This window comes from Kitasatospora sp. NPDC085879 (genome assembly GCF_040686255.1).
GTDB lineage: Bacteria > Actinomycetota > Actinomycetes > Streptomycetales > Streptomycetaceae > Kitasatospora.
This window is the reverse complement of record NZ_JBFBJZ010000044.1, coordinates 22,320-44,988: the sequence shown is the minus strand read 5'-3', so window position 1 is coordinate 44,988 and position 22,669 is coordinate 22,320. Positions and strand designations below refer to the sequence as shown.

Genomic DNA, 22,669 nt, shown 5'->3' with positions numbered 1-22,669 from the left:
TGTCCGATCCTTCCACCACGAGCGGTCGGCCGGAAGAGGAGCCGGACGGCACCGTGGTCAGGTGCGCCGTTCCGGTACGGCGGCGCGGCGTCCGGTGCGAGGTCCCGAGCCCGTGCGGAGGGCCCGGTCGCTGCTCCCCGGCGCCTCTGCTCCGGCCGCCGCTCCGGCCGTCTCCCGGCCGCTGTACTCCGGCACGGTGACCGGCAGGGGACGTCCGGGCAGCGCCAGCCGGGCGCCCACCGCGCCGAGCAGGGCGACCCCGGCCGCCACCAGGCAGGCGAGGTGGAAGGCGTCCATGAACGAGGTCTGGACGGCGGTCAGCAGATCGGCCCGGCCGAGGCCGGCGGCGGTACCGAGGGCGGACGCGACCGAGTCCTCGGCCGCAGCGGCCGTCCGGGGCGGCAGGGCGGCGAAGGAGGTGTCGGCCAGCCGGCTCGCGTAGACGGAGGTGAAGACCGAGCCCAGGACGGCGACGCCCAGGGTGCCGCCCGCCTCGCGGGTGGCGTCGTTGACCGCGGAACCGACACCGGCCTTGGCCGGCGGCAGCACGCTGAGGATCGACTCGGTGGCGGGGGCGGTGGTGAGCCCGAGGCCGAGGCCGATGAGCACCATCTGGCCGACGATCCGGTCGTACGGCATGTAGGTCGGCGAGGCGGCGATCCAGGCGAAGGAGACGCCGAGCAGGACGAGGCCGGTGGTGACGACGGCGCGGGTGCCCAGCCGGGCGACCAGGGCGACCCCGCCGAGCGAGCCGACGGCGATGGTCAGTGCCACCGGCAGGACCCGCACGCCGGTGGAGAGCGTCCCGTAGCCGCGGACGAACTGGAAGTACTGGGTGACCAGGAAGATGAAGCCGAAGAGGGCGAAGAAGGCGACGGTGACCGCGCCGCTGGCGGCCGAGAAGGCCGGCGTGCGGAAGAGCGTCATGTCGATCATCGGGTGGGCGCGGCCCCGCTCGATCCGGACGAAGGCCGCGGCGAGCACGGCGGCGGCGGCGAAGCCGGCCACGGTGGCGGGGGCGTCCCAGCCGCGGCTCGGCGCCTCGATGATCGTGTAGACCAGGATGCCGATGGCCGCCGAGGACGCGGCCAGCCCGGGCAGGTCGAGGCGGGCCGAGGCCGGGTCGCTCGACTCGGGCACCCAGGCCCAGGTGGCGGCGAAGGCGAGGAGGGCGACCGGCACCAGGGCCAGGAACACCGACGGCCAGCCGAAGTGGGCCAGCAGCAGGCCGCCGACCACCGGGCCGACCGCGACGCCGAGGCCGGTGACGGCACCCCAGACGCCGACCGCCTTGGCCCGGGAGCGGCGGTCCGGGAAGGTGTTGGTGATGATCGACAGGGTGGTCGGGAAGATGGTCGCCGCACAGGCGCCCATCGCGAAGCGGACCGCCACCAGCCAGCCCGGAGAGCCGACCGCGCTGCCGAGGGCGCTGGTCGCGGCGAAACCGCCGAGCCCCCACAGCAGCGCGGGCCGGCGGCCGAACCGGTCGCCGAGCGAGCCCGCCGTGAGCACCAGCGCGGCGAAGGCCAGGTTGTAGCCGTCCACCACCCACTGCAGGTCGCGGGTGGTGGCGTCCAACTCCCGGCTCAGGTCGGGCAGCGCGACGTTCACGATCGTGGTGTCGAGATTGATCGCGAACGCGGCCAGACAGACCGTGGCCAGAACGAGGAGGCGTCGGCGAGGGGTGAGGGCGGGCATCAGTGGCTCCATCCGCCGAGCATGTTGACAGTGACAACATGCGGTGATTGACACGTTTCCACTCGAAGTGGACACTGTCAACATCTAGTAGGAAAAGCGGTGAAACCTTGGAGAATCGGACATATCACCACGGGAATCTCCGTGCGGCCCTGGTCGCGGCCGGTGTCGAACTCGCCCGCACCGGCGGCCCGTCCGCCGTCGTGCTGCGCGCCGTCAGCCGCGAGGCCGGGGTCTCGCACAACGCCGCCTACCGGCACTTCGCCGACCACCAGGACCTACTCGCCGCCGTCGCCGCCCGCTGCATGGAGCAGCTCGGCCTGCTGATGGTCGAGCGCACCGCCCAGGTGGCCGCGGACGATCCCGCGCCGCGCGCCTGGGCCAGGCTGGCGGCCATCGGCCGCGCCTACGTCGACTTCGCACTCACCGAGCACGGCTGGTTCCGCACCGCCTTCTCCGGCGCCGCCGCCCACGGTGCCAAGCACCCCCGGCCGCCCCAGGACGGCGGCGGCACCGACCCCTACACCCTGCTCGCCGCCCGCCTCGACGAACTCGTCGAGGTCGGCGAACTCCCGCCCGAGCGGCGGCCCGGCGCGGAGTACACGGCCTGGTCGGCCGTGCACGGCCTCGCCGACCTGCTCGTGGACGGCCCGCTGCGCGACCTCCCGGCCGACGAACTCGGGCTCGCCGTCGAGACCGTGCTCGCCGCCGTCGCCCGCGGGCTCTGACACCCGGCCCCGACCCGCGGTCAGAACCTGCAGTCACGCAGCGCCTTGCCGATGAGCAGCAGGAACGCCCAGACCCCGAACCCGGCGACGGCCGCGGCGCCCGCGACGACGGCCCCCAGCACCGCCCAACCGCCCCGCCCGGCGAACGCCAACCACACCAGGCAGCCGATCGCCGGCAGCGGCGCGACCAACAGCACGCTCAGCAGGCGGTTCCTCCACCGCTTCATGTCTCCCCCTCGTGGAACGGCGGTCGAGGCCAGTCTCACCGAGAACGGGATGCCGGACCAGGGGCCGAAGCCTCACCGGCCGGCGGCCGACTTCCGTGCGCGGCGAGGACTTCCGGCAGCGTGCCGGCGAAGCCTGGCAGCAGCTCCGCGGCCGGCGGCCACCGCCGTCCCGTTCACACCCACCCCGGTCTCCGTCGGTCGGTCAGCGCTCGGTCAGCGGTCCGTCAGATGGAGAGAACCCCGGGGAAGACCCCGTGCCCGACACCGGGCGCCGTCAGCGCGAACCAGCCGTGACCGGTCATCGGGGTGTCGTCGCCGATGTCCTCGGGGTCGACGCAGAGCCGGGCGGCCACCGCCTGCGAATCCGACTCCAGCGAGGCGTTGGGCTCGTACAGGCCGGGCTCCCACTGCGGGTCCGCCGTCTGCGGCTCCTCCCAGGGGAGCGGCTCGCCCGTCCAGGCGGGCTCGCGGTACGTCGCGTAGGAACGGACGATGCCGCGGCCCCGCTCCGCAACGGCCCACAGGTGCTCGTCGTCGTAGCCGTCCCGGCCGAAGTAGCACGCCTGCCCGCACCGTTCGGCGAGCAGCTCCAGCACCCCCTCGTCTGGGCAGTTCACCAGGATCCCGCCGAACAGCAGCCGCCACCCGGCGATCTCGGGCGTGACGAACACCCGGTTCACCGTCAGCCCGGTGCCGTCCGGGCCCGGCACGACCGCCTCGTCGTGGATCCGGCCGGACACGCCCATCGCCAGCGTGGCGGGGATCCGGTCGTGCAGCCCCAGCACCTCGAACGCGCCCTCGTACGTGTCGCCCGGCACCGCGACCCAGTGGTAGTCCCAGTCCGGGTCGGGGCGCCGGTCGTCGATCAGCTTGATCCGCACCAGCCGCTCCAACGTCCTGCGGTCACGCTCCGTCAGTCGGTCGCAGGCGCCCAGCGCGGCGAGGGCATGCAGGGCATGGCGCCGCAGACGGCCCGGGCCCGCCGCCCGGACGGCCAGCAGCTCCGGGACGATCCCGGGGCCCATCGCCCGCAGGGCCCGCTCGGCCGAGGACGAATCCCGCCCGTCGGCGAGCAGCGGCAGGACGGAGAGCACCGCGGGCGCGCCCGCCCGCCCCAGAGCCCCCAGGGCGTGGAGCGCGGCGCTGCGGACCTGCGGCAGCGGGTGCCGCAGCAGGCCCGTCAACTCGTCCGAGCAGCGGTCGTCGAGCATGTCGAGCACGGCGGTGAGCTCCCACGTCGTCGGCGGCGTGCCGCCCCCCGTGAGCACCTCGACCGCCACCCGGCAGGCTGCCGGGCCGATCCCGCGCAGCACCTGCCCGACCGCCGCCCGCCCGGACCGGTCGAAGCCGGGCAGTGCGGCGAGCAGCGCAGGCACGACCGGCTCGCCCGCCGACACCAGCCGGTCGACCGCCTCCCGCCCGTCGCCCGCTCCGCACCGCAGCTGCTCGATCAGCCCGTCCACCTGCTGTTCCGTGCCCATGACCGAGAGGCTAGGACACCCCACTGACGCCCCGTCCGCCGAAGCCGACGGGGCCGGACGGCGGACCGGCGGTAGGGTCCGGCGCCGGCACCTGACCGAACCGGGCCGGGTTCGGCGGGCTTGAGGTCAGGCGCGCGGGGCGACCGCGTCCAGGTGGATCGAACCGACGCGTCCGGCGGGGTCGAGGTCCACGGTCATGGCCGAGCCGCCGGGGAGGGTCGCGCGGAGGCGGCCCGGCTCCTCGTGGCGGGGCAGGCCGTGGTGGTCGAGGTAGCCGGTGACGGCGGTGCGCGCCGAGCGGCCGAACAGGCCGGCGCCGGTCAGCAGGAAACGCGGCACGGTGACCGGATCGGGCGCCGCCCGTGGCACCCGCGGGTCGTCCGGCACCAGGTAGAGCCGGGTGGTGGGCCCGGCGTCGACGCCCAGGTAGCCGGCCGAGCCGGTGACCCCCATGGCGGCGAAGGCGAGCGTCTCGGCGGCGTACCGGGGGTCGGGGAACCCGGCGAGGTCGAGGAAGCCGTCGGTGAACTCCGGGACGCCGTACCGGTGGCCGAACGCGCGGGCGCGTCCGGCGACGGCCGCCGCGGGCGTGCCCTGCAGGCCCGGGTTCGCCCACCCCCACAGCCAGGACCGCTCCGCCGGGTCGAAGGTGCCGAGCACGGCGAAGACGAACTCGCGTCCGCCCCGGCGGAACAGCCGGGTCTGCAGGTCGGCCGTCCACGGTCCGCCCGGGACGAAGGAGCCGAGCGTTTCGAGCTGCTCGGCGCCCCACGCGGCGTGGTACTCGGCGGCGTCCAACAACGCGTCACTGAATGCGGTGGTCATGGGCCTTTCCTACCGCGCACCACCGACGGCCCCGCCACCGGGGAACACTTGCGCAGCCCCGGTACGGCTACGACGGGACACTCGCCCGCCTCGCTGAGACCGACGAGGTCCAGGAACGCGGCGCGCCCGCCGCCATGCATGCGCCGGCCGCCCGGAGGCCTGCGGAAGGGCCCTGACCGAAACCGCAGCCTCGTCCGGGCGCGCAGGGGAGACTGTCACCATGACTGCTTCCGGACAGCCGCAGCCCCTCCCGGCCGAACTGCGCCCCTACCTGGGCGAACTGGTGCGCCGCACCCGGGCCGTGTGCGGACCGGCGGTGGCCGGGGTGTACGCGGTCGGGTCGGTCGCGCTGGGGGACTACCGGCCCGGGCGCAGCGACGTGGACGTGACGGTGCTGGTGGATCCGGCGCTGCCCGGCGACGCGCTGCGCGAACTCGCCGAGGTGCTCGCCCACCCCGGGCTGCCGTGCCCGGCGGCCGGGCTGGAACTGGTGGTCTACGGCTCGGACTTCGCCCGCCGCCCGTCCGGGCGGGCCGGCTATCTGCTGGACCTCAACACCGGCCCGCTGCTGCCGGGTCGCGCGAGCCTCGATTCGGCCGGGACACCGGCGTTCTGGTACGCCATCGACCGCGCGGTGGCCCACCAGTCCGGTATCGCGCTGCTCGGCCGCGCAGCGCAGGAGGCGATCGCCGCCCCGCAGCGCGCCGAGCTGCTCACCGCGCTCGTCGCCTCCGTCCGCGAGCACACCGAGGGCACCGGCCACCTCGCGGACAACCGGGTGCTCAACGGCTGCCGCGCGGCGGCCTTCTGCCGCACCGGCCGCTGGCTGCCCAAACGCTCGGCGGCCCGTCTGATCGCCGCCGAGGAGGAGGCGTTCCGCCCGCTGATCGCCGCGGCCCTGGACAGCTTCGCCCGACCCCGCGCCGAGGCCCGCCCGCTGCCCCAGGCCGACGTGCGGGCCTTTCTCGCCCGGGTGCGCGACCGGGTGGAGGAGGCCGCGGCGGCGGACGGCCCCGCCCGACCGGCCCACTGAGACGCGCGGGGTTTGTCAGGGCGATAAGGCCACTTGTCGCGGGTTCATGCTGCGCACCGGTGCCCAGTCCGGCTTCGCGTCGGCGGCCGGCTCCACCGACGATCCGCGGCTGCGGCAGACTCCCAGCACCTGCCGCCCGAGGTCGCGCGGCGGCTGTTCGCGGCGCGCGACGCGGGCGCCGACGCGGGCGCCGACGAGGGCCGGCTGGCGGCCATTCTCGCGGAGGGCCTGTAGGAGGCGTACGTCCGCGACGCCGGTCGGCGGGCCTGGCGGTGGAGTTCACCGGGATCCAGTGGGCCGACTTCGAGATCGATCAATAAAGCACACGATATGTAAATCTGTGATGCAGGTCATAGCTTGATGTGGCGTCACGGCGGACAGAATGGCCGGTCAACCAATGATCGCCGCCGCGACCGCACGGCAGCGGCGGCCGCGCCGGCCGGGGGACCCATGTCGCACGCCACGCACGACCTGATCCAGGACACCGCACGCCTCGTCGAGATCGAGGACGGGGTGCACGTCTACCTCCAGTCGCACAGCGGATGGTGCGTCAGCAACGCGGGAGTCCTCACCGGCCGCCGGTCCACCACCCTGATCGACTGCACCGCCACCGAGCGCCGCGCCCGGGACCTCAAGGCCGCGGTCGCCGCCCTCACCCCGCACCCCGTCACCCGCGTCGTCGTCACCCACCACCACGGCGACCACCACTACGGGGCAAGCCTGTTCACGCCGCAGGCCACCGTCATCGCGCACGAGGGCGCCCGCGCGGCCAACCTGATCGACGGCCTCAACCTGCCCCTGATCTGGCCCGAGGTCCAGTGGGGCGCCGTGCAGCCGATGGAGCCCGACCTGACCTTCGGTGACCGGCTCACCCTCCACCTCGACGACCGCCGGGTCGAGCTCATCCACCACGGCCCCGCCCACACCACCGGCGACCTCGTCGCCTGGCTGCCCGACAGCCGCGTGCTGTTCGCCGGCGACCTCACCTTCAGCGAGACCACCCCCTTCGTGATGATGGGCTCCGTCACCGGCTGCATCGACACCCTGGAGCAACTCGCCGCCCTGGACCCGGCGGTCGTCGTCAGCGGCCACGGCCCCGTCCAGGACGCCTCCGTCATCGGCACCAACCTCCGCTACCTGCGCCGCGTCCTGCAGCTCGCCCGCCAGGGCCGCGCCGCCGGGCTCACACCCCTCCAGGTCGCCATGGACGCCGACCTCGGCGAGTTCGCCGAACTCCCCGAGTCGGAGCGCCTGGTGGCCAACCTGCACCGCGCCTACCACGACCTCTCCGGCGGCCGGCCCGGCGAGCGCCTGGCGATCCCGCCGGTGCTCGCCGACATGATCACCTGCAACGGCGGCGCCCCGCTGCGCTGCCTCGCCTGACGACCACCCGCACAACTCGACGGCACCGGGGGCCGGGCAGGCGGTGGCCCGCGCCCGCCCGGGGGTGCGGCATCACCACTCGACTTGACGAGGTAGCGTCAGGTCGGGTGCGCACCGCGGGGGCATGACGGACGGCGCGCACCGCGCCGCGCCCACGACCGGGCACGGCGCCGCGGCCGCCGCGACGGCGACCGGCACCAGCCCCCGAAGCAGACCGCAGCCGGCCGCGCGCCCGCACCGCGCACGGCCCCGGAAGACGCCGAGGGACAACGCCGCCCGTGAACACCACCGCCCACATAAGCCCGCCGGCCCTCGTCCTCGGCGAGCACATCGTCGACGCCGACCGGATCCGCCGGGACTTCCTCGACCGGAACCCCGACCACCCCCGGCGCGAGGTCATCCGCAAGGCACTCGCCAACCTGCCCGGCACCCGCCGCTACACCCGCCCCTACGAGGAGGTCACCGACCCCGGCCGCACCGTGACGGACCGCCAGGCAGCCGTGCTGGCCGACCTCACCGCGGCCGCCGAACGCGCCTGCCGCACCGCCCTCGACCGGGTCGGCCTCGCGCCGGCCGACGTCGACTGCGTCATCGTCACCAGCTCCACCGGCGACATGATGCCCGGCCTCGACATCCGCCTGCAGCAACTGCTGCCGCTGCGCCCGGACATCAGCCGGCGCCCGATGACCCAGCTGGCCTGCGCCGGCGGCGCCCACGTGCTGCTGATGGCCGAGGAGCACCTCGCCCGCCACCCCGACGCCGTCGTCCTGGTGGTCGCCGCCGAGTCCCTCTCCTCCCTCTACCAGCACACCGACGACACCGTCGAGGACCACATCTACAAGGCGCTCTGGGGCGACTCGGCCGCCGCCGCCGTCGTCACCTCCCGGCCGCTCGCGCCCGGCCTGCGGATCGACCACGTCCTCGAGTACACGATCCCGGACACCGTCGACCGCTACCGCAAGGAGACCGACGAGCGCGGCGACCACTTCGCCTCCACCCGGGCCTCGCTGCGCTCCGTCGGCGACCTCGCCCCCACCCTGACCGGCTGGCTGGAGAAGCACGGCGCCACCCGCCTCGACTTCGGCGTCCTGCACCCCGGCGGCCCGGCCATCCTCGACCGCCTCGGCCGCGTCCTCGGCGTCGACGAGGCCTTCCTCGCGCACTCCCGCGGCGTCCTCACCGAGGAGGGCAACCTCGGCGGCGTCACCGTCCTCTCCGTCCTCGACCGCACCCACCGCACCCCGCCCCGGCACGGCGACCGCGGCCTGCTGCTCGGCATCGGCCCAGGCGTCACCTGCGGCGCCCTGCTCGTCGGCTGGCACGACCCCGCCGCGGGCTGACCCGCTGCGGCCCGACGTGCCGCGCCCCGCACCAGCCACCCGCCCGCCGCGCCGGCCTCCCCGTCCCCACCGCGCGCGGCCCGGCGGCCCCGCCCCGGCACCGGTCGAGCCACCCGGGTGGACGAACCGGCATTCCGTCGCATGATCCCCCGGCCGCGGGGCGGCCCGGCCGCCCGCGGCCGCGGAGTTCGCCCCGGCGGCGGCCGCCCCGGCCCTCGCCGCCGGCGCTCTCCGATCGCCCCCGTCCGGTCTGCCGGATTTAGCCTGAGATGCCCTGACCAAGTGTGGGCGGGCTGCCCATCCGGCTGCTGGAGGTGTCACGTGGGGGTACCCGCGGCTCGCATCGTGTTCGACGAGGCCGACCGTGCGGCGGCCGCCGAGGCACTGGATCAGATCCTCGCCACCGGCGCGCTGACCCTCGGCCCCTGGACGGAACGGTTCGAGCAGGCCTTCGCGGCCGAGCACGGGGCCGCCCACGCGGTCGCCGTCGCCAGCGGCACCGCCGCCCTCGAAGTGCTGCTGCGCACCGTCGGCGTCCGCGGACGCGACGTCGTCGTCCCCGCCGTCACCTTCTACGCCACCGGCGCCGCCGTCCTGCACGCCGGCGGCAACCCGGTGATGGCCGACGTCGACCCCGACACCCTCGCCCTCGGCCCCGAGACCCTGGAAGCAGCCCTCACCCCGGACACCGCCGCCGTCGTCCTCGTCCACATCGGCGGCCTCGTCACCCCCCGGGTGGACGCCCTGCGGGCACTCTGCGACGCCCGCGGGATCCCCCTGATCGAGGACGCCGCCCACGCCCACGGCAGCAGCTACGCGGGCCGCCCGGCCGGCTCCTTCGGACTCGGCGGCGCCTTCTCGTTCTACCCGACGAAGGTCGTCACCAGCGGCGAGGGCGGCATGATCCTCACCGAGTCGCCCGCCGTCCGCGACGAGGCCCGGATCTACCGCGACCAGGGCAAGGGCTCCTTCACCACCAACCACCACGTCCGGCAGGGCTACGCCTGGCGCCTCAGCGAACTGAACGCCGCCGTCGGCACCATCCACCTCCGCCGCCTCAAGGAGTTCGTCGAGACCCGCCGCGAGGTCGCCCGCCGCTACGACACCGCGCTCGCCGCCGTCGACGGCCTCGACGCGATCCCGGAACCCCCCGGCTGCCGCAGCAACATCTACAAGTACGTCGTCCTGCTGCCCCCCGGCACCGACCGCACCCGCTTCAAACGCGAGGTGTTCGACGGCTTCGGCGTCCGCCTCGCCGGCGAGGTCTACGACCTGCCGCTGCACCGCCAGCCCGTCTTCGGCCCCTACCAGGGCCCGCCGCTGCCGGTCGCCGAGGACCTGTGCGCCCGCCAGATCTGCCTCCCGGTCCACTCCGACATGACCGAGGACGAGAGCACCCGAGTGATCGAGGCCGTCACGGCCGTCCACCGCCGACTGGCCGGATGAAGGAGGACGCACCATGCGCGTAGCGGTCACCGGAGGCTGCGGATTCATCGGCTCCCACGTCGTCGACCGGCTGCTCGCCGCCGGCCACGAGGTCCTGGTCGTGGACACCACCGACCAGTACGTCAACCCCGCCGCCGAGCACGCCCGGCTCGACATCCTGGACCTGCCCGCCCTCACCGCCGCCCTGCACGGCACCGAGGTCGTCTTCCACCTCGCGGCCATGGCGGACGTCGAGAAGGTCGCCGCCGACCCCGTCCGCGCCGTCCGCGTCAACATCGACGGCACCGCCACCGTCCTCGAGGCCGCCCGCCTCGCCGACCTCAGCCGCACCGTCCTCGCCAGCACCGTCTGGGTCTACGGCGCCGCCCAGAGCGAACCCGGACCCGACGGCGGCGAACTCGACGAGCACGTCCCCGTCGACCTCGAACGCAGCGGCCACCTCTACGTCGCCAGCAAACTCGCCGCCGAAATGCTCGTCCACAGCTACCGCGAGCTCTACGGCCAGCACTTCACCATCCTGCGCTACGGCATCCCCTACGGGCCGCGGATGCGCGACGAACTCGTCGTCGCCCGCTTCGTCAAGGCGGCCCTGGCGCACCAGCCGATCACCATCGCCGGCGACGGCCGCCAGACCCGCAACTTCGTCTACGTCGAGGACCTCGCCGAGGCCCACGTCCACGCCCTCTCCCCGGCCGCCCAGGACCAGACCTTCGCCCTGGAGGGCCCCACCGCCGTCTCGATCCGCCAGATCGCCGACACCGTCGACCGCCTCCTCGGACCGGTCGCCATCGAGCACATCGAAGCCCGCCCCGCCGACTACAACCCGCGCCGGATCTCCGCCGCCCGCGCCAAGCGCCTGCTCGGATGGTCCCCGCAGACCAGCTTCACCGACGGCGTCGGCCGCTACATCGACTGGCACCGCGCGCAACCCGCCGGCCGGCCCGCACCGGGCCGGCCCGGCCGCTGAGCGGACCGGCGCCGCCATGCCCACCGCACTGCTGATCTCCGGCTCGATCGGCCAGGGCCACGACGTGATGGCCGAGGCCTGCGCCGACACCCTGCGCGCCGGCGGCTGGAACACCACCACCGTCGACGCCATGGCCCTCCTCGGCCGCCGGGCCGGAAACGCAGGCGAAGCCGTCTTCCGGCGCATGCACGACCTGCCGGGCCTCTACGACGCCTTCCACTTCGCCGCGCTGCGCCCCGGCGCCCGCCTCGCCCTGCTCGCCGACGGCGCCGCCCGCACCCGCCTCACCCGCCAGATCCGGCTGCTGCTCGACCGGCACCGCCCCGACCTGGTCGTCTCCGTCTTCGCCACCGCCACCTCCGCCGTCAACGACCTGCGCGCCGGACGGCCCGGCATGCGGCACGTCGTGCTGTGCACCGACGTCACCCCGCACCGCCTCTGGGTCCAGGACGGCACCGACCTCTTCCTGGTCACCTCCGAGGTCGCGGCCTGCGCCGTCCGCCGCTACCGCCCCGACGCGCCGACCGCCGTGGTGCCCCCGCCGCTGCGCCGGCCGTTCTACCGGCCGCCCGGCCGCGCCGAGGCCCGCGCCGAACTCGGCGTCCCGCAGGACGCGCGGTGCGTCCTGCTGATGTCCGGCTCCTGGGGCCTCGGCCCGCTGGCCCGCACCGCCGCCGCGCTCGCCGACGCCGGACCGCACGTCCTCGCCGTCGCCGGCCGCAACCCCACGCTGGAGCGCCGCCTGCGCGCCGTCCAGGACCGGCAGCCCCGGGTGCACGCCTTCGGCTGGACGGACCGCATCCCCGCCCTGATGGCCGCCGCCGACCTCGTGGTCACCAGCTCCGGCGACACCTGCAGCGAGGCCCGCGCCCTCGGCCGCCGTCTGCTGCTGCTCGACACCGTCCAGGGCCACGGCCGGGACAACCTCCAGCACGAACTGGAACTCGGGCACGCCGACGTCACCTCCGCCCGGCCCCCCGAGGTCGCCCGCAACGCCCTCGCCGCGCTCCGCCGCCCGGCCCCGGAACCGTCCCCCAGCGCCACCCCGGACGCGTGGCGGACCGCGTTCGAGGCCGCCCTCGCCCGGGTCGGTCTCACCGCCGCCGCCTGACCGCGCTCCCGCCGCTCACGCGGCCAGGCCGTGCTCCCGCAGCGGGCCCAGCCGAAGCCCGAGCGCGGCGCAGCGGTCCGCGACGGCCGGCAGCGCGCCGAGCGCGGACCGCCAGGAGCCGGGCGCCGAGGTGCAGTCGGAGTCGTGCAGCAGCACCGTCGCCCCGCCCCGCAGATCCGGGTGGAGCGCGTCGTACACCGACTCCGGCGAGGCGTGCGCGGTCCAGTCCCGGCCGGACGCCGTCCACAGCACCGTGCGCATGCCCAGCCGGTGCGCAGCCGCGGCTAGGCCCGAGCTCAGAACCCCGTACGGCGGCCGGTACCACCGCGGCGGAGTTCCGCAGAGCTCGGTGACCGCATCGGCGGTGGCGCGCAGCTCGGCGAGGTCCCGGCCCGGCCGCGGGTACCAGGGGCGCCGGTGGTACCAGCCGTGCACCCCGACCTCGTGGCCGCGCCGGACGAGCTCGCGCCCGAGCTCGGGGGAGCGCTCCAGCATGCTGCCGAGGACGAAGAACGTGGCCCGCACCCCGAGTGCGTCGAGCGCGCCGAGGAAGGCGGGCGTGCTCCGCGGGTCGGGTCCGTCGTCGAAGGTCAGCGCGACGTGCCCGGGCGCACCGATGCCGGCGGTGCGCGGGGCGGCGATCCGGGCGACCGGGGGCAGCCGGGTCACCGCCGGCGCCAGGTGCAGCACCTCCACCCCGGCCGCCGCGGCCACGGCCCTGACCGCCCACCGGCCCTGCCCGGTCATGCGAACCGGTCCGCCAGCCGCCGGAACACCCCGGGCGCGACACCGTGCAGCCGGGCCGGCAGGGCCAGCCAGTGCGGGGCGAACACCCGGCTGCGGCTGCCGGTGATCGTCCGGGCGATGCTGTCCGCGATGGACTCCGGCGGCAGCGGGCGCGGCCGGCTGCGATGGAACGGCGTGCCGCGCCGGGCGAAGAACGGGGTGTCGACGGCCCCGGGCAGGATGATCCGGACCCCGACGCCGGTGCCGCGCAGCTCGTACCAGAGGCTCTCGGCGAAGAGCGAGAGGCCGCCCTTGACCGCCGCGTACGCGGCCTCGCCGCCCACCCCGACCTGGCCGGCCATCGAGCCGAGCAGCACGATCCGGCCGCGGCCGCGCTCCAGCATGCCGGGCAGCAGCGCGCGGGTGAGCTGCAGCGGCGCCGCGAGATCCACCGTCACCACCTCGGCGAGGACCTCCGGCGGCATCTCGGCGAACGGGCCGCGCCAGCCGATCCCGGCGCTGGCCACCAGGGCGTCCACCCGGCCCGTCGCGGCCAGCGCGCGCTCGGCCAGCCGCCGGGGCCCGTCGGCGCCGTTGAGGTCCTCGGCCAGCGCGGTGCCGCCGGTCCGTGCGGCGACCGCGGCCAGCCGTGACTCGTCCGTCCCGGAGAGCAGCAGCGACCAGCCCATGGCGTGCAGCCGGTCGGCGGTGGCGGCACCGATCCCGGAGGACGCGCCGGTGATGAGGGCGACCGGCCGGACCGGCCGGGCCCCGCGGCCGCCGCCGTCCACGGCGGGGGCCGACCGGGTCGCGGTGCTGTCGTCGATGGTCACCTGGGTCACCTGTCTGCGGTCCGGGGGAGGGGAGCTGGGGCCGGTACGTCCGTCGGCGGCGCGCCCGGCCCGTCCGACGGTGCCTCGACGTCGCCGAACCGGGCGAGGACGACGGTGCCGCCGACCGCGGCGGTGAAGCCGACCATCGCCGCCCAGCCCGCGCCCGGCCGGGCCTGGTCGCCCAGGGCGAGCACACCGACCAGCGCCGGGCCGAAGGTCTCGGACACCGTGCCCGCCGCGGTCGCCGCCGTGACACTGCCGCGCTGCAGGGCGAGCGCGAAGGCCAGGTAGCCGCCGAGCCCGCCGAGGACCAGCGCGTAGGTCGCCGGATCGGCGAGCAGCGCACCCACCCCCGACACGTCGAGGACACGCACCGCCAGGCTGGTGACACCGAACCCGACACCGCTCAGCACACCCAGCGCGGCCGCGGCCCCGTTCCCCCGGTGCCGGGCCGCCGGCACGATCAGCAGCAGCATGGCGAAGGTCGCGGCGAGCAGCGCGACGTGGAAGGCCGGCCCGGCGTGGTTGCGGCCGTCGGCGCCGGAGGCGAAGGCCAGCAGGGTCAGCCCGACGACGACGGCGGCGATGCCCGCCAGGTCACTGCGGTGGAGCCGGGCGCCCAGCAGCCACACCGCGGCGCCCGCGGTGACGGCCAGGCCGGCGTTGGTCACCGCCTGCACGAAGAACAGCGGCATGGTGCGCAGCGCGACGATGCTCAGCGCGAACCCGGCGATGTCCAGCCCCGTCCCGAGCAGGAACGGACCCGACCGGGCGAGCTGGGCGAGCAGCCCGGGCCGGACCCGGTCCGCGGTCGGTGCGGCCCGCGCGCCACGGGCCTGGAACACGCACGCGAAGCCGAAGCACACGGCCGCCGCGAGCGCGGTGGCCAGTCCCAGAAGCATGGGTGCTCCAATGCCGCCAGGGCCGTCCCGCACGGCCCAACCGCCCGCCCCACTGCGACGGGATCCCTCCTCAGTCTGTGCCACCCCCCGCCGCCGTGCAGCGCGCCCGGCCGGGAGGTGTGCTCCGGCGCCGACGTGCCGGGGGACACGGCGGGACGACGGCAGGGCACCGCCCGCGGCGAACCGGCCCGACCGGTACGGGGATCCCCCTGCCGACGCCGTCGCCCCCGCCCGTATCGTGCACGGTACGGGGGCGGCGGGCGCCGCCGCGCCCACCGCCGAGAAGGAGGCCGACCGATGACCGCCACGCGGGTCTGGACCGTCGAGGAGTCGCTGGAGTTCCCCGGGGTACCGCCGGAGGCGGTGTACGGACTGCTGGCCGACGTCCGGCGGATGAAGGAGTTCAGCCCCGAGGTGATCGGCATCTGGCGGCGCGGACGCAACTTCGTCGGCTTCAACCGGCGGGCGGCGTGGATCTGGTTCACCACCTGCCGCATCGCCGTCGACGAGTCGGACCGGGAATTCGCCTTCGACGTCACCACCTTCGGCCTGCCGATCGCACGCTGGGGCTACCGGCTCGAACCCCTGGGCCACGGCACCCTGGTCACCGAGTACTGGATCGACCACCGCCGCGGCGGCGCCGGCGCGCGGACCGCCGAGACCCTGGGCCTGGTCTTCTCCGGCACCCCGGCCGGACAGCGGGCCGAACACAACCGGGCGGGAATGCGCACCACCCTGCAGCGCCTCCGGGCGGCCTGCCTGCCGGCAACCGCCTGACGGCCGGTCAGCCGACCTCCCGTGTCCTTTGGCTCATACGGTCACGGGTGGCCGTCACCGGCCGACCGCGTCGAACAGCAGCTTCGCGGCCACCATCGCCCCGTCGGCCCGGACCGTGCCGGCCACGGCCGTCGCCCGGGTACGGGTCCCGGGCATCAGTGCCGTGCTGAGCGCGGCGGACAGCGAGTCGAAGGTCGGCGTCGAGCCGTCGTGAGCCGCGCCGACGCCCAGCGCCGCCACCCGGGCCGCCCAGTACGGCTGGTCCGCGATCCGCGGGACCACCACCTGGGGCGCGCCGGCCCGGGCCGCCGTCGTCGTGGTGCCCGCGCCGCCGTGGTGCACCACGGCCGTCACCCGGCGGAACAGTGCCTGCTGGTTGACCTCGCCGACGACGAAGCAGTCGTCGGCGTCGTCGATCGGGGCCAGGTCGGCCCAGCCGCGGGCGAGGAGTACGCGGCGGCCGTGGGCGCGGCACGCCTCGACGGCCACCCGGGCGATGCCCTCCGGGGCGTGTGCGGCCATGCTGCCGAAGCCCACGTACACGGGTGGTGTGCCGGCGTTCAGGAACGCCTCCAACCCGTCCGGGAGCGGACGGTCGTCGGGCAGGATCCATGCCCCGGTCTGCACCAGGTCGAGGTCCGTCATGCCCTGCGACGGACAGAGCGTCGCATCGGCCGCCAGCCACGGCCGGTCGGTGAAGACGTGGTCGCGGACGTTGTCCACCGCCGGCAGGCCGATCGCCGCCCGACGGCCGTTGAGCGCCGCACCGTACAACGCGTTCACCCGCTGGGCGTCCTGCTCCCACAGCACCCGGTTGTCCGTCTCGTCCTGCGGAGACGGCGTGCCCGGCCGCACCCCGGGACGGAAGTGCCGCGACGGCAGCCCGGCGAGGTGGAAACACGCGTACACGTAGCGGACACCCGACGCCTCGGCCACGTCCCGCGCGCCGGCCGGCATCAGGCCGGTCGCCAGCAGCACGTCACATCCCTCGGCCGCCGCGGTGAGCGTGTCGAACCGCGCCGCGACCAGCTCGGGAGCGAGCCGAAAGGCGTCCTGCGCCGTCGGCGGCCTCGTACCGGCGACCACCGACCGCACCGTCGGCCCGAGCGGCACCAGCGGCACGCCGACACGCGCCAGCAACGCCACGAATTCCTCGTCCGGCGGCGCGCACACCCGCACCTGCGCACCGAGTTCCCGCAACGCCGCCGCCAGCCCCGCCAGCGGTTCGACATCTCCGCGCGATCCCCACGTCGTCAACAACACACGCACTTCGCGACTCCCGTTTCCGCAGGCAGTGGCTTTCGGCCGCCGATTCTGCGGCAACACCGGGGTCTTGCCGCAAGCCCCCCGGTGCGCTATAGGTTGATAGTGGCAGGGAGTTGTGTCTCCCTGCCTCTGTCATTTGCCCGATGCCTTCCTGCCGGCGGCCCTCGGGGCCGGGTGACTCTCAGAGTCGACCCGAAACTGCCCTCGCCGGCGGCCCGGAGGCCGTTGCGGACGTCGAACTGGGTGCGGCAGGACAGCCGTGCCTGGCATCATGACTCTCATGATCATGTGTCGAAAGGCCGATGCCGCGTAGACGGCCACGCGCGCTGCGCGCTGAACGACCGGTCTCCCGCATCTGGGGGCCAGCCCCGCCGTTCCGAATTCACGGACTCTCCACTGGGGCGAGCCTGGCCGTACACCGGGTCGAGTACCGCTTCTCAGCCGTCGCAGACCTTGACCGCATCAGTCTGTTTGTCCGCCGATCCCGGCAAGTTGCCTCGTTTGCCGTCTGCCACGCTCAGGAGAAGCACCCACTGTTTGCCATCCCAGTTGTAGAGGCCGACGGCTACACCGGTCCGATTCTGATACGAGCTGATCCGGTCACCCAGCCCAGCGCTCCCAATGTCGTACAGGCGGCACGCAGAGTCCTTCTCGACGATCATGTTGCCGGCCGCATTTGGACTGTCCCAGGCGCAGAACGTTCCGCCGGGGCAGACCCAGTCGGTCTCACTGCCGCCCTTTGCCGTGGTGGGGGAATTTCTGGGAGGGCTGATGGGGCGGCTCGTGGTGGGGCGGCTCGTGGTGGGATGGCTTGTCGGCGGAGGGCTGGTGGGGCCGCTCGTCGGAGGAGGGTTGGTGGGGCTGTTTCCGGCTGCACCGATCGTGGTGGGATTTCCGGAGCCGCCCCTGCCCGCGAAATTGCCGAGGATGATCGGGATCAGAGCCACGAGGATCGGTACTGCGATGCCTCCGATGATCAACTTGGCGTGCCTGGCGAAGAAGCTTGGTGGTGTAGGGGGCTGAGTACTCATCGGTCCCCCATGGTGGTCACGGTCGGCGTGGGCGTGCTCATGTGAACAGCAGCCACTGACTCCCCCTGGCGGTCGTGGTGTCCGGGGCACACATTCTTGCCGCCCCAGAGGTCGGCGACCAGGCTGCAATCACACTGTGAGACCAGATTGCAACACGCTGTGAACGGCCTCCGATGGGCCCCCGCCACGGCCGGTAACGACCGAGCTGGATGCCCATGAGGCGTCCTCCTCCCGGGAGAACCGCGCCTGTACGAAGTGGCCGTCCTCGTTGCGGCCATCGACGAACGGCTGCGCCCGGCACTCGTCCGAAGCCGGCCACGGCGGCCGTGGAAGAGTCAGGAATTCATGGCGGCTCGGTCGGACTCGCTGCGCAGAACGCAGAATTCGTTGCCTTCGGGATCAGCGAGGATCGCCCAGCCGGAGCCATCGGGATTCCGGTGATCGGCGACAAGGGTGGCGCCGAGACCCAGCAGTCTCTCCACCTCCTGCTCGCGCGAGGTATCCGGGCGCAAGCACAGATGGATCCGGTTCTTGATCGTCTTGGCTTCGGGCACCTGGTTGAAGTGCAGGACCGGGCCCTCCGTCAGCAGGACCTGAGCCTCCGGATCACCCGGCTTGTCCTCCGGATGCAGCGGACGGCCGGTCACCCTGCTCCAGAACCGGGCCAGCTCGTAGGCATCCGCACAGTCAATCGCCACGTTCTGCAGTACCGAGATCATGCGCCCGAGCCTTCCTGATTTCCACTCCGAACGCCACCGAGTCACGCTCGTTCCTCGCGTGTGCGGCTCCGGCGCCTGACAACCTCTCGATACCCGCACTGGAAGGACCGGGAAGGTTCCTGCGGGATCGGTCCGAGCGGTCGTGGACCTTCGATCGGACGTGCACTGCCGGGGGCTCATCCGCAAGGCCTCGACGCGACCGCGGTGAGCGGTGCGGTCAGTGGGCGTCCGAAGGTGTCGGCTCGGTCAGCGACTTGAACATGTGGACGTCCTCGTGCCCGCCGGGGATGCCGAGCGTTCGGCCGGTCTCGACATAGCCGTGGCGCTGGTAGAAGCCGGGGGCCTGGAAGGTGAACGAGGAGACGGTCACGCGGTCGCAGCCGCGTCGCAGCGCCTCCGCCTCGGCGGCCCGCAGGATTCTGCCGCCCAGGCCGCCCTTGCGGCTGTCCTCGCGCAGCCAGAGCATGCCGATGCCGCAGAGACCGCCCCAGGTCCATGCGGCCAGGCCGCCGACCAATGCCCCCGTCTCGTCGGTGACCTTCACCGAGAACGTGCCGCGGTCGGCCGCACCGGTGGCAGCCGTGTTGAAGGCGTCCAGTTCGTCGGACAGCCGCTCGTTGAGCTCGGCGTCGCGTTCACCGGTGGTCAGGGTCAGGCCGGGGCCGTGGTCGTTCGTCACGCCGCAGAGTATGGCCGGTGGGAGGCTCCGCGGCATGCGATTAACCACCCCTCTCGCGGTGGGCTCCGGCGAAGTGGACCAGGGTCATCGGGTTCTGCCGGCCGACGCCGGCGCCGGGCGCTGCGCGGCGACGGAGGTGTGGAGCGGGCCCGCCGGCGCGGCCGGCCGCCCGTCCGGCCCGCCGAACTCCGCCACGGCCTCGGCCACGATGCCGCTGAGCTGCTCGTGGTGCGCACCGCGCCAGTACACCTGCTCGCACTCCGTGCACTGCGCGAAGACGTCGTAGGAGCGCTCGGTGCCGTCCTCCAGGTGTTCCAGGACGGAGGTCTTGGCGGCCTCGCGCAGGGTGCCGTTGCAGGCGGTGCAGCGTGTCCACGGGGCGAGCGGGGGAGCGAACCGGGAGAGCACGTCCCGCAGTTGGTCGGCGGGGCGGTGGCTGTACACGTAGGCGCCGGCCCAGAGCTCCCGCCGGTGCAGGAGCCCGCGGTCGCGGGAGAGCAGGACGCGCTGCTCGGCGGCCGAGCGGGCCGCGAGCGCCGGGTCGCCGATGTCCACGCTCTCGTAGGCGGCGTCGACGCCGAGCAGGCGCAGGCGTCGGGCGAGCGTGCCCAGGTGGACGTCGAGGAGGAACCGGGGCGGTCCGGCGAGCCGCTGGGGCCTGGCCACGGCCAGCACCGTCACCTGCTCGCCGGGCGAGGGGACATGGGCGGTGCCGGCCGGCGCGCCGTCCACGACCAGGCCGCCGACCTCGGTGAGCGGCACGCCGAGCGACTCCACCACGTGCCCGAGTGTCGAGGTGCCGTCGGTCTTCACGGCCGACCGGCCGGCCCGTCGGCGCACGTTCACGAACAGCTGCAGTGCCGGGTCGAACTCGATCCGGATCTCCGATCTCTCCACACGCCCAGGATGCCAGGTGAGGGACCCGCCGGTCCCGCCATTTCCCGGCGGGCGGTCCGCGCCCTCCCTAGGTCGGAAACGGCACCGTCCCCGGTCAGAACCGGAGCGGAGCCAGGTGCTCGGGGACGACCAGCCGGGTTCCGGGGGAGTGGCGGCGGACCCGGGCGAGGAAGCCGTCCAGGTCGGCACCGGGGTCGCGGACGGCCGGTTCGGCGAGCGGCGTCTCGAAGTTGTCCCAGTGCACCGGGACGACCGTCCGCGGGCCGTCGAGTGCGGTCAGCAGGCGCTCGACGTAGGTGTGGGTGGCGGTGCTGCTCTGTACGGCGACCATGGCGACGTCCGGCCGCAGCCCGGCGAGGTTGCGCGCCACGAAGTCGCTCGCGCCCATCAGGAACGCGGACGGGCCGTCGCCGAAGCGGATCCGGAACGCCAGGGTGTCGCCCTCCGGCAGGTCGGCGATGGTGGCCGGCGCTGCGGCGGGCGGTGCGGTGAGCGTGCCCGGGGCGAAGTACCGGTGCTCCGCGTTGCGGCTGTGCAGGCTCGCCACCACCTCGACCGTGCAGTACCCGAAGTCCAGGACCTCGCCGCCCTTCACCACGACCAGCCGGGAGGCGGGCACCCCCATGGCGCGCAGCAGGTGGCAGGTGGTGGCGGTGCCGATCACCTGGGCCGAGCTCCGGGCCGCCAGGTGCGGCACGTCGTTGATGTGGTCCCAGTGGCTGTGGCTGACCAGGATCAGGTCGGGGGTGCCGGCGTGACGGTCCACCAGGTCGCCGTCGACCGTCAGCGGTGTCGCGCTGTTGAACGGCGGCTTGAACAGGCCGGTGTCGAAGCGGGTGATGTACGGGTCGAACAGCACGTTCTTCCCGGCGGACTCGATCCGCCAGCCGGCCGTGCCCAGCCAGCGGAACGCCGTGTCGCCGTGCGAGGCCGCCCCCGTGTCCGGTGCCCCCGTGCCCGGTGCCCCCGTCGTGCCCGGTGCCGCCTCGGCGGCGACCGCCTGCGGTGCGGCGGCAGTGGCGGCGGTGGCGGCCAGGGGCAGAGCGGCGGCCCCCGCGGCGGCCGTCCTGAGCAGGCTGCGGCGTGCGATCGGGTTCTCGTGCATGCGGTTCCCTCTCCCCGGGTGCGGGTGCCGGCCGGCACCTGTGGACAGGGACGGCGCCCCGACTGCTTCCGGTTGCATGCGAACTTCGCGCGCCACGAGGCGAGGTGACGGTCGGTGAGGTCTCAGCGGCTCGCGCGGTGGACGGTGAGTTCGCCGTGCGCGGCCAGCGCCGGGGCCGGGTCCCCGGGGACGCCGCGCAGTGCGCTGTCGAGGAAGGCCAGGCTCGCGGCGGCGGTCAGCGCGGCGCCGTCGGAACGGCCGAGGGAGCCGACGAGCGACGGCATCGGCGGCAGGTAGAGCGGGGCGTCGGTGAAGCTCAGGTGTGCCGCCCCGGGCCCGGTCAGCCGGTAGGTGGTCGCGGTGCTGAGGGCGAGGACCTCGGTGAGCCTCGGCAGGTAGTCCGGGTCGGTCTGCGGGCCGATGGCCTGGGTGAGGGCGAGCACCGGCTGGTGGTACGGCTGCGGAGCGGGGTCGTGCGGGGCGCCGTCCAGGTCGATGACGGCGGCGAAGGCCGCGTTCCGGCGGGCCGCCAGGAGGGCCGCGGCACCGCCGAGCGAGTGGCCGGCCACCGCGGCCCGGCCGGTGTCGAGTCGGCCGGTCAGCGGGCCCGGCGCCTGCCCGCTCCCGATCAGGCCCAGCCGGTCGAGGACGAAGCCGAGGTCGGCGGCCCGGATCTCCGTCCAGCGGACGGCCCGCCGCTCGTCCTCGGCGCGGTCGCCGGTGGCGGAGACCTCGGTGCGGACCGTCCGGCCGTCGGCGAGCACCACGGCCGCGGAGTCGTAGGGATGGTCGACACCGGCCACCACATAGCCGTGACTGGCCAACTCCTCCGCCCAGGCGGTGTTCTGGCCGCGGACCCCGCCCAGGCCGGGGGAGAAGAGCACGACCGGGAACCGCCCGCCCGCGGCGGCCACCGGCGCGTCCGGAACCGACGCGGTGCGGGCGCGCGGAAGCCCGTCGAGCAGGAAGCCGGGCGGGCCCGCGTAGTCGGCGAGACCGTCCGAGACCGTCCGGGCCTCCTGCTCGGTGCGCCCCAGGTAGCGGGCGCGCGCCCCGCCGGCGGACGGCTCGGACGGGTACCAGAGCTGGACCACGACGGTGCGCCGGTCGTCCGGGTCGGCGGTCGCCGTCTCGGGGCGCTGCTCGTCCGTCCACTCCAGCACCCGGGTGCCGACCGCGAACGGCCCGGACGGCCGCGGGAACTCCGGCACCGGGAACGCCCACGCCGCGGCCGGCCCGACCGCGACGGCAGCGCGGCTACGAGGGCGAACGGCGCGACCAGGGCCGCCGCCAGGAACACCGGCGCCGACGGCCAGCGCAGCGCACCGCCCACCGCCGACACCGCGCCGGCCGCCAGCACCGCGCCCGCGGCACCCAGCGCCGTCGCCCGGCGGGCCCGGGGCGGCAGCCAGCGCACCAGCACGAGCGCCACGGCCCCCAGCACCGCCAGGAGATCGGCGGGCGACATTCGAAACAACGTCATGTTCTCGGTCAGGCC

General features: G+C 74.7%; 21 protein-coding genes and 1 pseudogene. 8 read left to right on the top strand and 14 right to left on the bottom strand.

Going from position 1 to position 22,669, the window contains the following annotated elements; genetic code table 11:
- Window positions 1-57: 57 nt before the first annotated feature.
- Entirely contained in the window at window positions 58-1,710 is a 1,653-nt protein-coding gene (locus tag AB0P35_RS28390) for an MFS transporter (RefSeq protein WP_363516157.1), read from the bottom strand.
- A gap of 95 nt (window positions 1,711-1,805) precedes the next feature.
- Between AB0P35_RS28390 and AB0P35_RS28385 the strand changes: the two genes are divergently transcribed.
- Window positions 1,806-2,423: a TetR/AcrR family transcriptional regulator gene (locus AB0P35_RS28385; RefSeq protein WP_363516154.1), complete on the top strand. Its 618-nt coding sequence runs from the start codon at window positions 1,806-1,808 to the stop codon at window positions 2,421-2,423.
- A gap of 20 nt (window positions 2,424-2,443) precedes the next feature.
- Here AB0P35_RS28385 and AB0P35_RS28380 read toward each other — a convergent pair whose 3' ends face one another.
- The 3 genes from AB0P35_RS28380 to AB0P35_RS28370 form a co-directional block, all read right to left on the bottom strand.
- Window positions 2,444-2,650 (bottom strand): hypothetical protein, encoded by a 207-nt coding sequence (locus AB0P35_RS28380; protein WP_363516151.1) that lies wholly within the window; start codon window positions 2,648-2,650, stop codon window positions 2,444-2,446.
- A gap of 224 nt (window positions 2,651-2,874) precedes the next feature.
- Window positions 2,875-4,131, bottom strand: coding sequence for a HEAT repeat domain-containing protein (locus AB0P35_RS28375; protein WP_363516148.1), 1,257 nt, complete (start codon window positions 4,129-4,131; stop codon window positions 2,875-2,877).
- A 126-nt stretch (window positions 4,132-4,257) separates the two neighbouring features.
- Window positions 4,258-4,956 (bottom strand): DUF6882 domain-containing protein, encoded by a 699-nt coding sequence (locus AB0P35_RS28370; RefSeq protein ID WP_363516145.1) that lies wholly within the window; start codon window positions 4,954-4,956, stop codon window positions 4,258-4,260.
- Window positions 4,957-5,176: 220 nt separating this feature from the next.
- Between AB0P35_RS28370 and AB0P35_RS28365 the strand changes: the two genes are divergently transcribed.
- The 6 genes from AB0P35_RS28365 (at window position 5,177) to AB0P35_RS28340 (ending at window position 12,236) form a co-directional block, all read left to right on the top strand.
- Window positions 5,177-5,989: an aminoglycoside adenylyltransferase domain-containing protein gene (locus tag AB0P35_RS28365; protein WP_363516142.1), complete on the top strand. Its 813-nt coding sequence runs from the start codon at window positions 5,177-5,179 to the stop codon at window positions 5,987-5,989.
- A 450-nt stretch (window positions 5,990-6,439) separates the two neighbouring features.
- Window positions 6,440-7,372 carry an MBL fold metallo-hydrolase gene (locus tag AB0P35_RS28360; protein WP_363516139.1) on the top strand — a complete coding sequence of 311 codons (933 nt, stop codon included), beginning with the start codon at window positions 6,440-6,442 and terminating at the stop codon, window positions 7,370-7,372.
- A gap of 278 nt (window positions 7,373-7,650) precedes the next feature.
- The gene (locus AB0P35_RS28355) at window positions 7,651-8,712 is read left to right on the top strand and encodes a PhlD (RefSeq protein WP_363516136.1); all 1,062 of its coding nucleotides are present in this window, start codon (window positions 7,651-7,653) and stop codon (window positions 8,710-8,712) included.
- 321 nt (window positions 8,713-9,033) lie between these two features.
- A complete protein-coding gene (locus AB0P35_RS28350; protein WP_095875767.1) occupies window positions 9,034-10,158 on the top strand; it encodes a DegT/DnrJ/EryC1/StrS aminotransferase family protein in 1,125 nt (374 codons plus the stop codon).
- A gap of 13 nt (window positions 10,159-10,171) precedes the next feature.
- A complete protein-coding gene (locus tag AB0P35_RS28345) occupies window positions 10,172-11,125 on the top strand; it encodes an NAD-dependent epimerase/dehydratase family protein (protein WP_363516133.1) in 954 nt (317 codons plus the stop codon).
- Window positions 11,126-11,141: 16 nt separating this feature from the next.
- Entirely contained in the window at window positions 11,142-12,236 is a 1,095-nt protein-coding gene (locus AB0P35_RS28340; RefSeq protein WP_363516131.1) for a hypothetical protein, read from the top strand.
- 15 nt (window positions 12,237-12,251) lie between these two features.
- Here the strand turns inward: AB0P35_RS28340 and AB0P35_RS28335 are convergent, their stop codons facing one another.
- The 3 genes from AB0P35_RS28335 to AB0P35_RS28325 are packed head-to-tail and all read right to left on the bottom strand — an operon-like array spanning window position 12,252 to window position 14,697.
- A complete protein-coding gene (locus tag AB0P35_RS28335; protein ID WP_363516128.1) occupies window positions 12,252-12,983 on the bottom strand; it encodes a polysaccharide deacetylase family protein in 732 nt (243 codons plus the stop codon).
- Window positions 12,980-13,795, bottom strand: a complete 816-nt coding sequence (locus tag AB0P35_RS28330; RefSeq protein ID WP_363516125.1) for an SDR family NAD(P)-dependent oxidoreductase — start codon at window positions 13,793-13,795, stop codon at window positions 12,980-12,982. The genes AB0P35_RS28335 and AB0P35_RS28330 overlap by 4 nt, the downstream gene beginning before the upstream one ends.
- Before the next feature lie 5 nt (window positions 13,796-13,800).
- Window positions 13,801-14,697, bottom strand: a complete 897-nt coding sequence (locus AB0P35_RS28325) for a hypothetical protein (protein WP_363516122.1) — start codon at window positions 14,695-14,697, stop codon at window positions 13,801-13,803.
- Window positions 14,698-14,994: 297 nt separating this feature from the next.
- On the opposite strand from AB0P35_RS28325, the gene AB0P35_RS28320 reads away from it, so the two are divergent.
- Entirely contained in the window at window positions 14,995-15,474 is a 480-nt protein-coding gene (locus tag AB0P35_RS28320; RefSeq protein ID WP_363516119.1) for an SRPBCC family protein, read from the top strand.
- A gap of 54 nt (window positions 15,475-15,528) precedes the next feature.
- On the opposite strand, the gene AB0P35_RS28315 is transcribed toward AB0P35_RS28320, so the two are convergent.
- The 7 genes and pseudogenes from AB0P35_RS28315 to AB0P35_RS28285 form a co-directional block, all read right to left on the bottom strand.
- A complete protein-coding gene (locus AB0P35_RS28315) occupies window positions 15,529-16,743 on the bottom strand; it encodes a glycosyltransferase (protein WP_363516116.1) in 1,215 nt (404 codons plus the stop codon).
- Between the two features lie 434 nt (window positions 16,744-17,177).
- Window positions 17,178-17,771 carry a peptidase inhibitor family I36 protein gene (locus tag AB0P35_RS28310; protein ID WP_363516113.1) on the bottom strand — a complete coding sequence of 198 codons (594 nt, stop codon included), beginning with the start codon at window positions 17,769-17,771 and terminating at the stop codon, window positions 17,178-17,180.
- A gap of 335 nt (window positions 17,772-18,106) precedes the next feature.
- The gene (locus tag AB0P35_RS28305; protein ID WP_363516110.1) at window positions 18,107-18,490 is read right to left on the bottom strand and encodes a VOC family protein; all 384 of its coding nucleotides are present in this window, start codon (window positions 18,488-18,490) and stop codon (window positions 18,107-18,109) included.
- 217 nt (window positions 18,491-18,707) lie between these two features.
- A complete protein-coding gene (locus AB0P35_RS28300) occupies window positions 18,708-19,169 on the bottom strand; it encodes a GNAT family N-acetyltransferase (protein ID WP_363516107.1) in 462 nt (153 codons plus the stop codon).
- 84 nt (window positions 19,170-19,253) lie between these two features.
- Complete coding sequence (locus AB0P35_RS28295) at window positions 19,254-20,066, bottom strand: Mut7-C RNAse domain-containing protein (RefSeq protein WP_363516104.1); 813 nt, start codon at window positions 20,064-20,066, stop codon at window positions 19,254-19,256.
- A gap of 94 nt (window positions 20,067-20,160) precedes the next feature.
- Window positions 20,161-21,171, bottom strand: coding sequence for an MBL fold metallo-hydrolase (locus tag AB0P35_RS28290; protein ID WP_363516101.1), 1,011 nt, complete (start codon window positions 21,169-21,171; stop codon window positions 20,161-20,163).
- A 122-nt stretch (window positions 21,172-21,293) separates the two neighbouring features.
- A pseudogene (locus AB0P35_RS28285) lies at window positions 21,294-22,654 on the bottom strand (hypothetical protein).
- Window positions 22,655-22,669 lie beyond the last annotated feature (15 nt).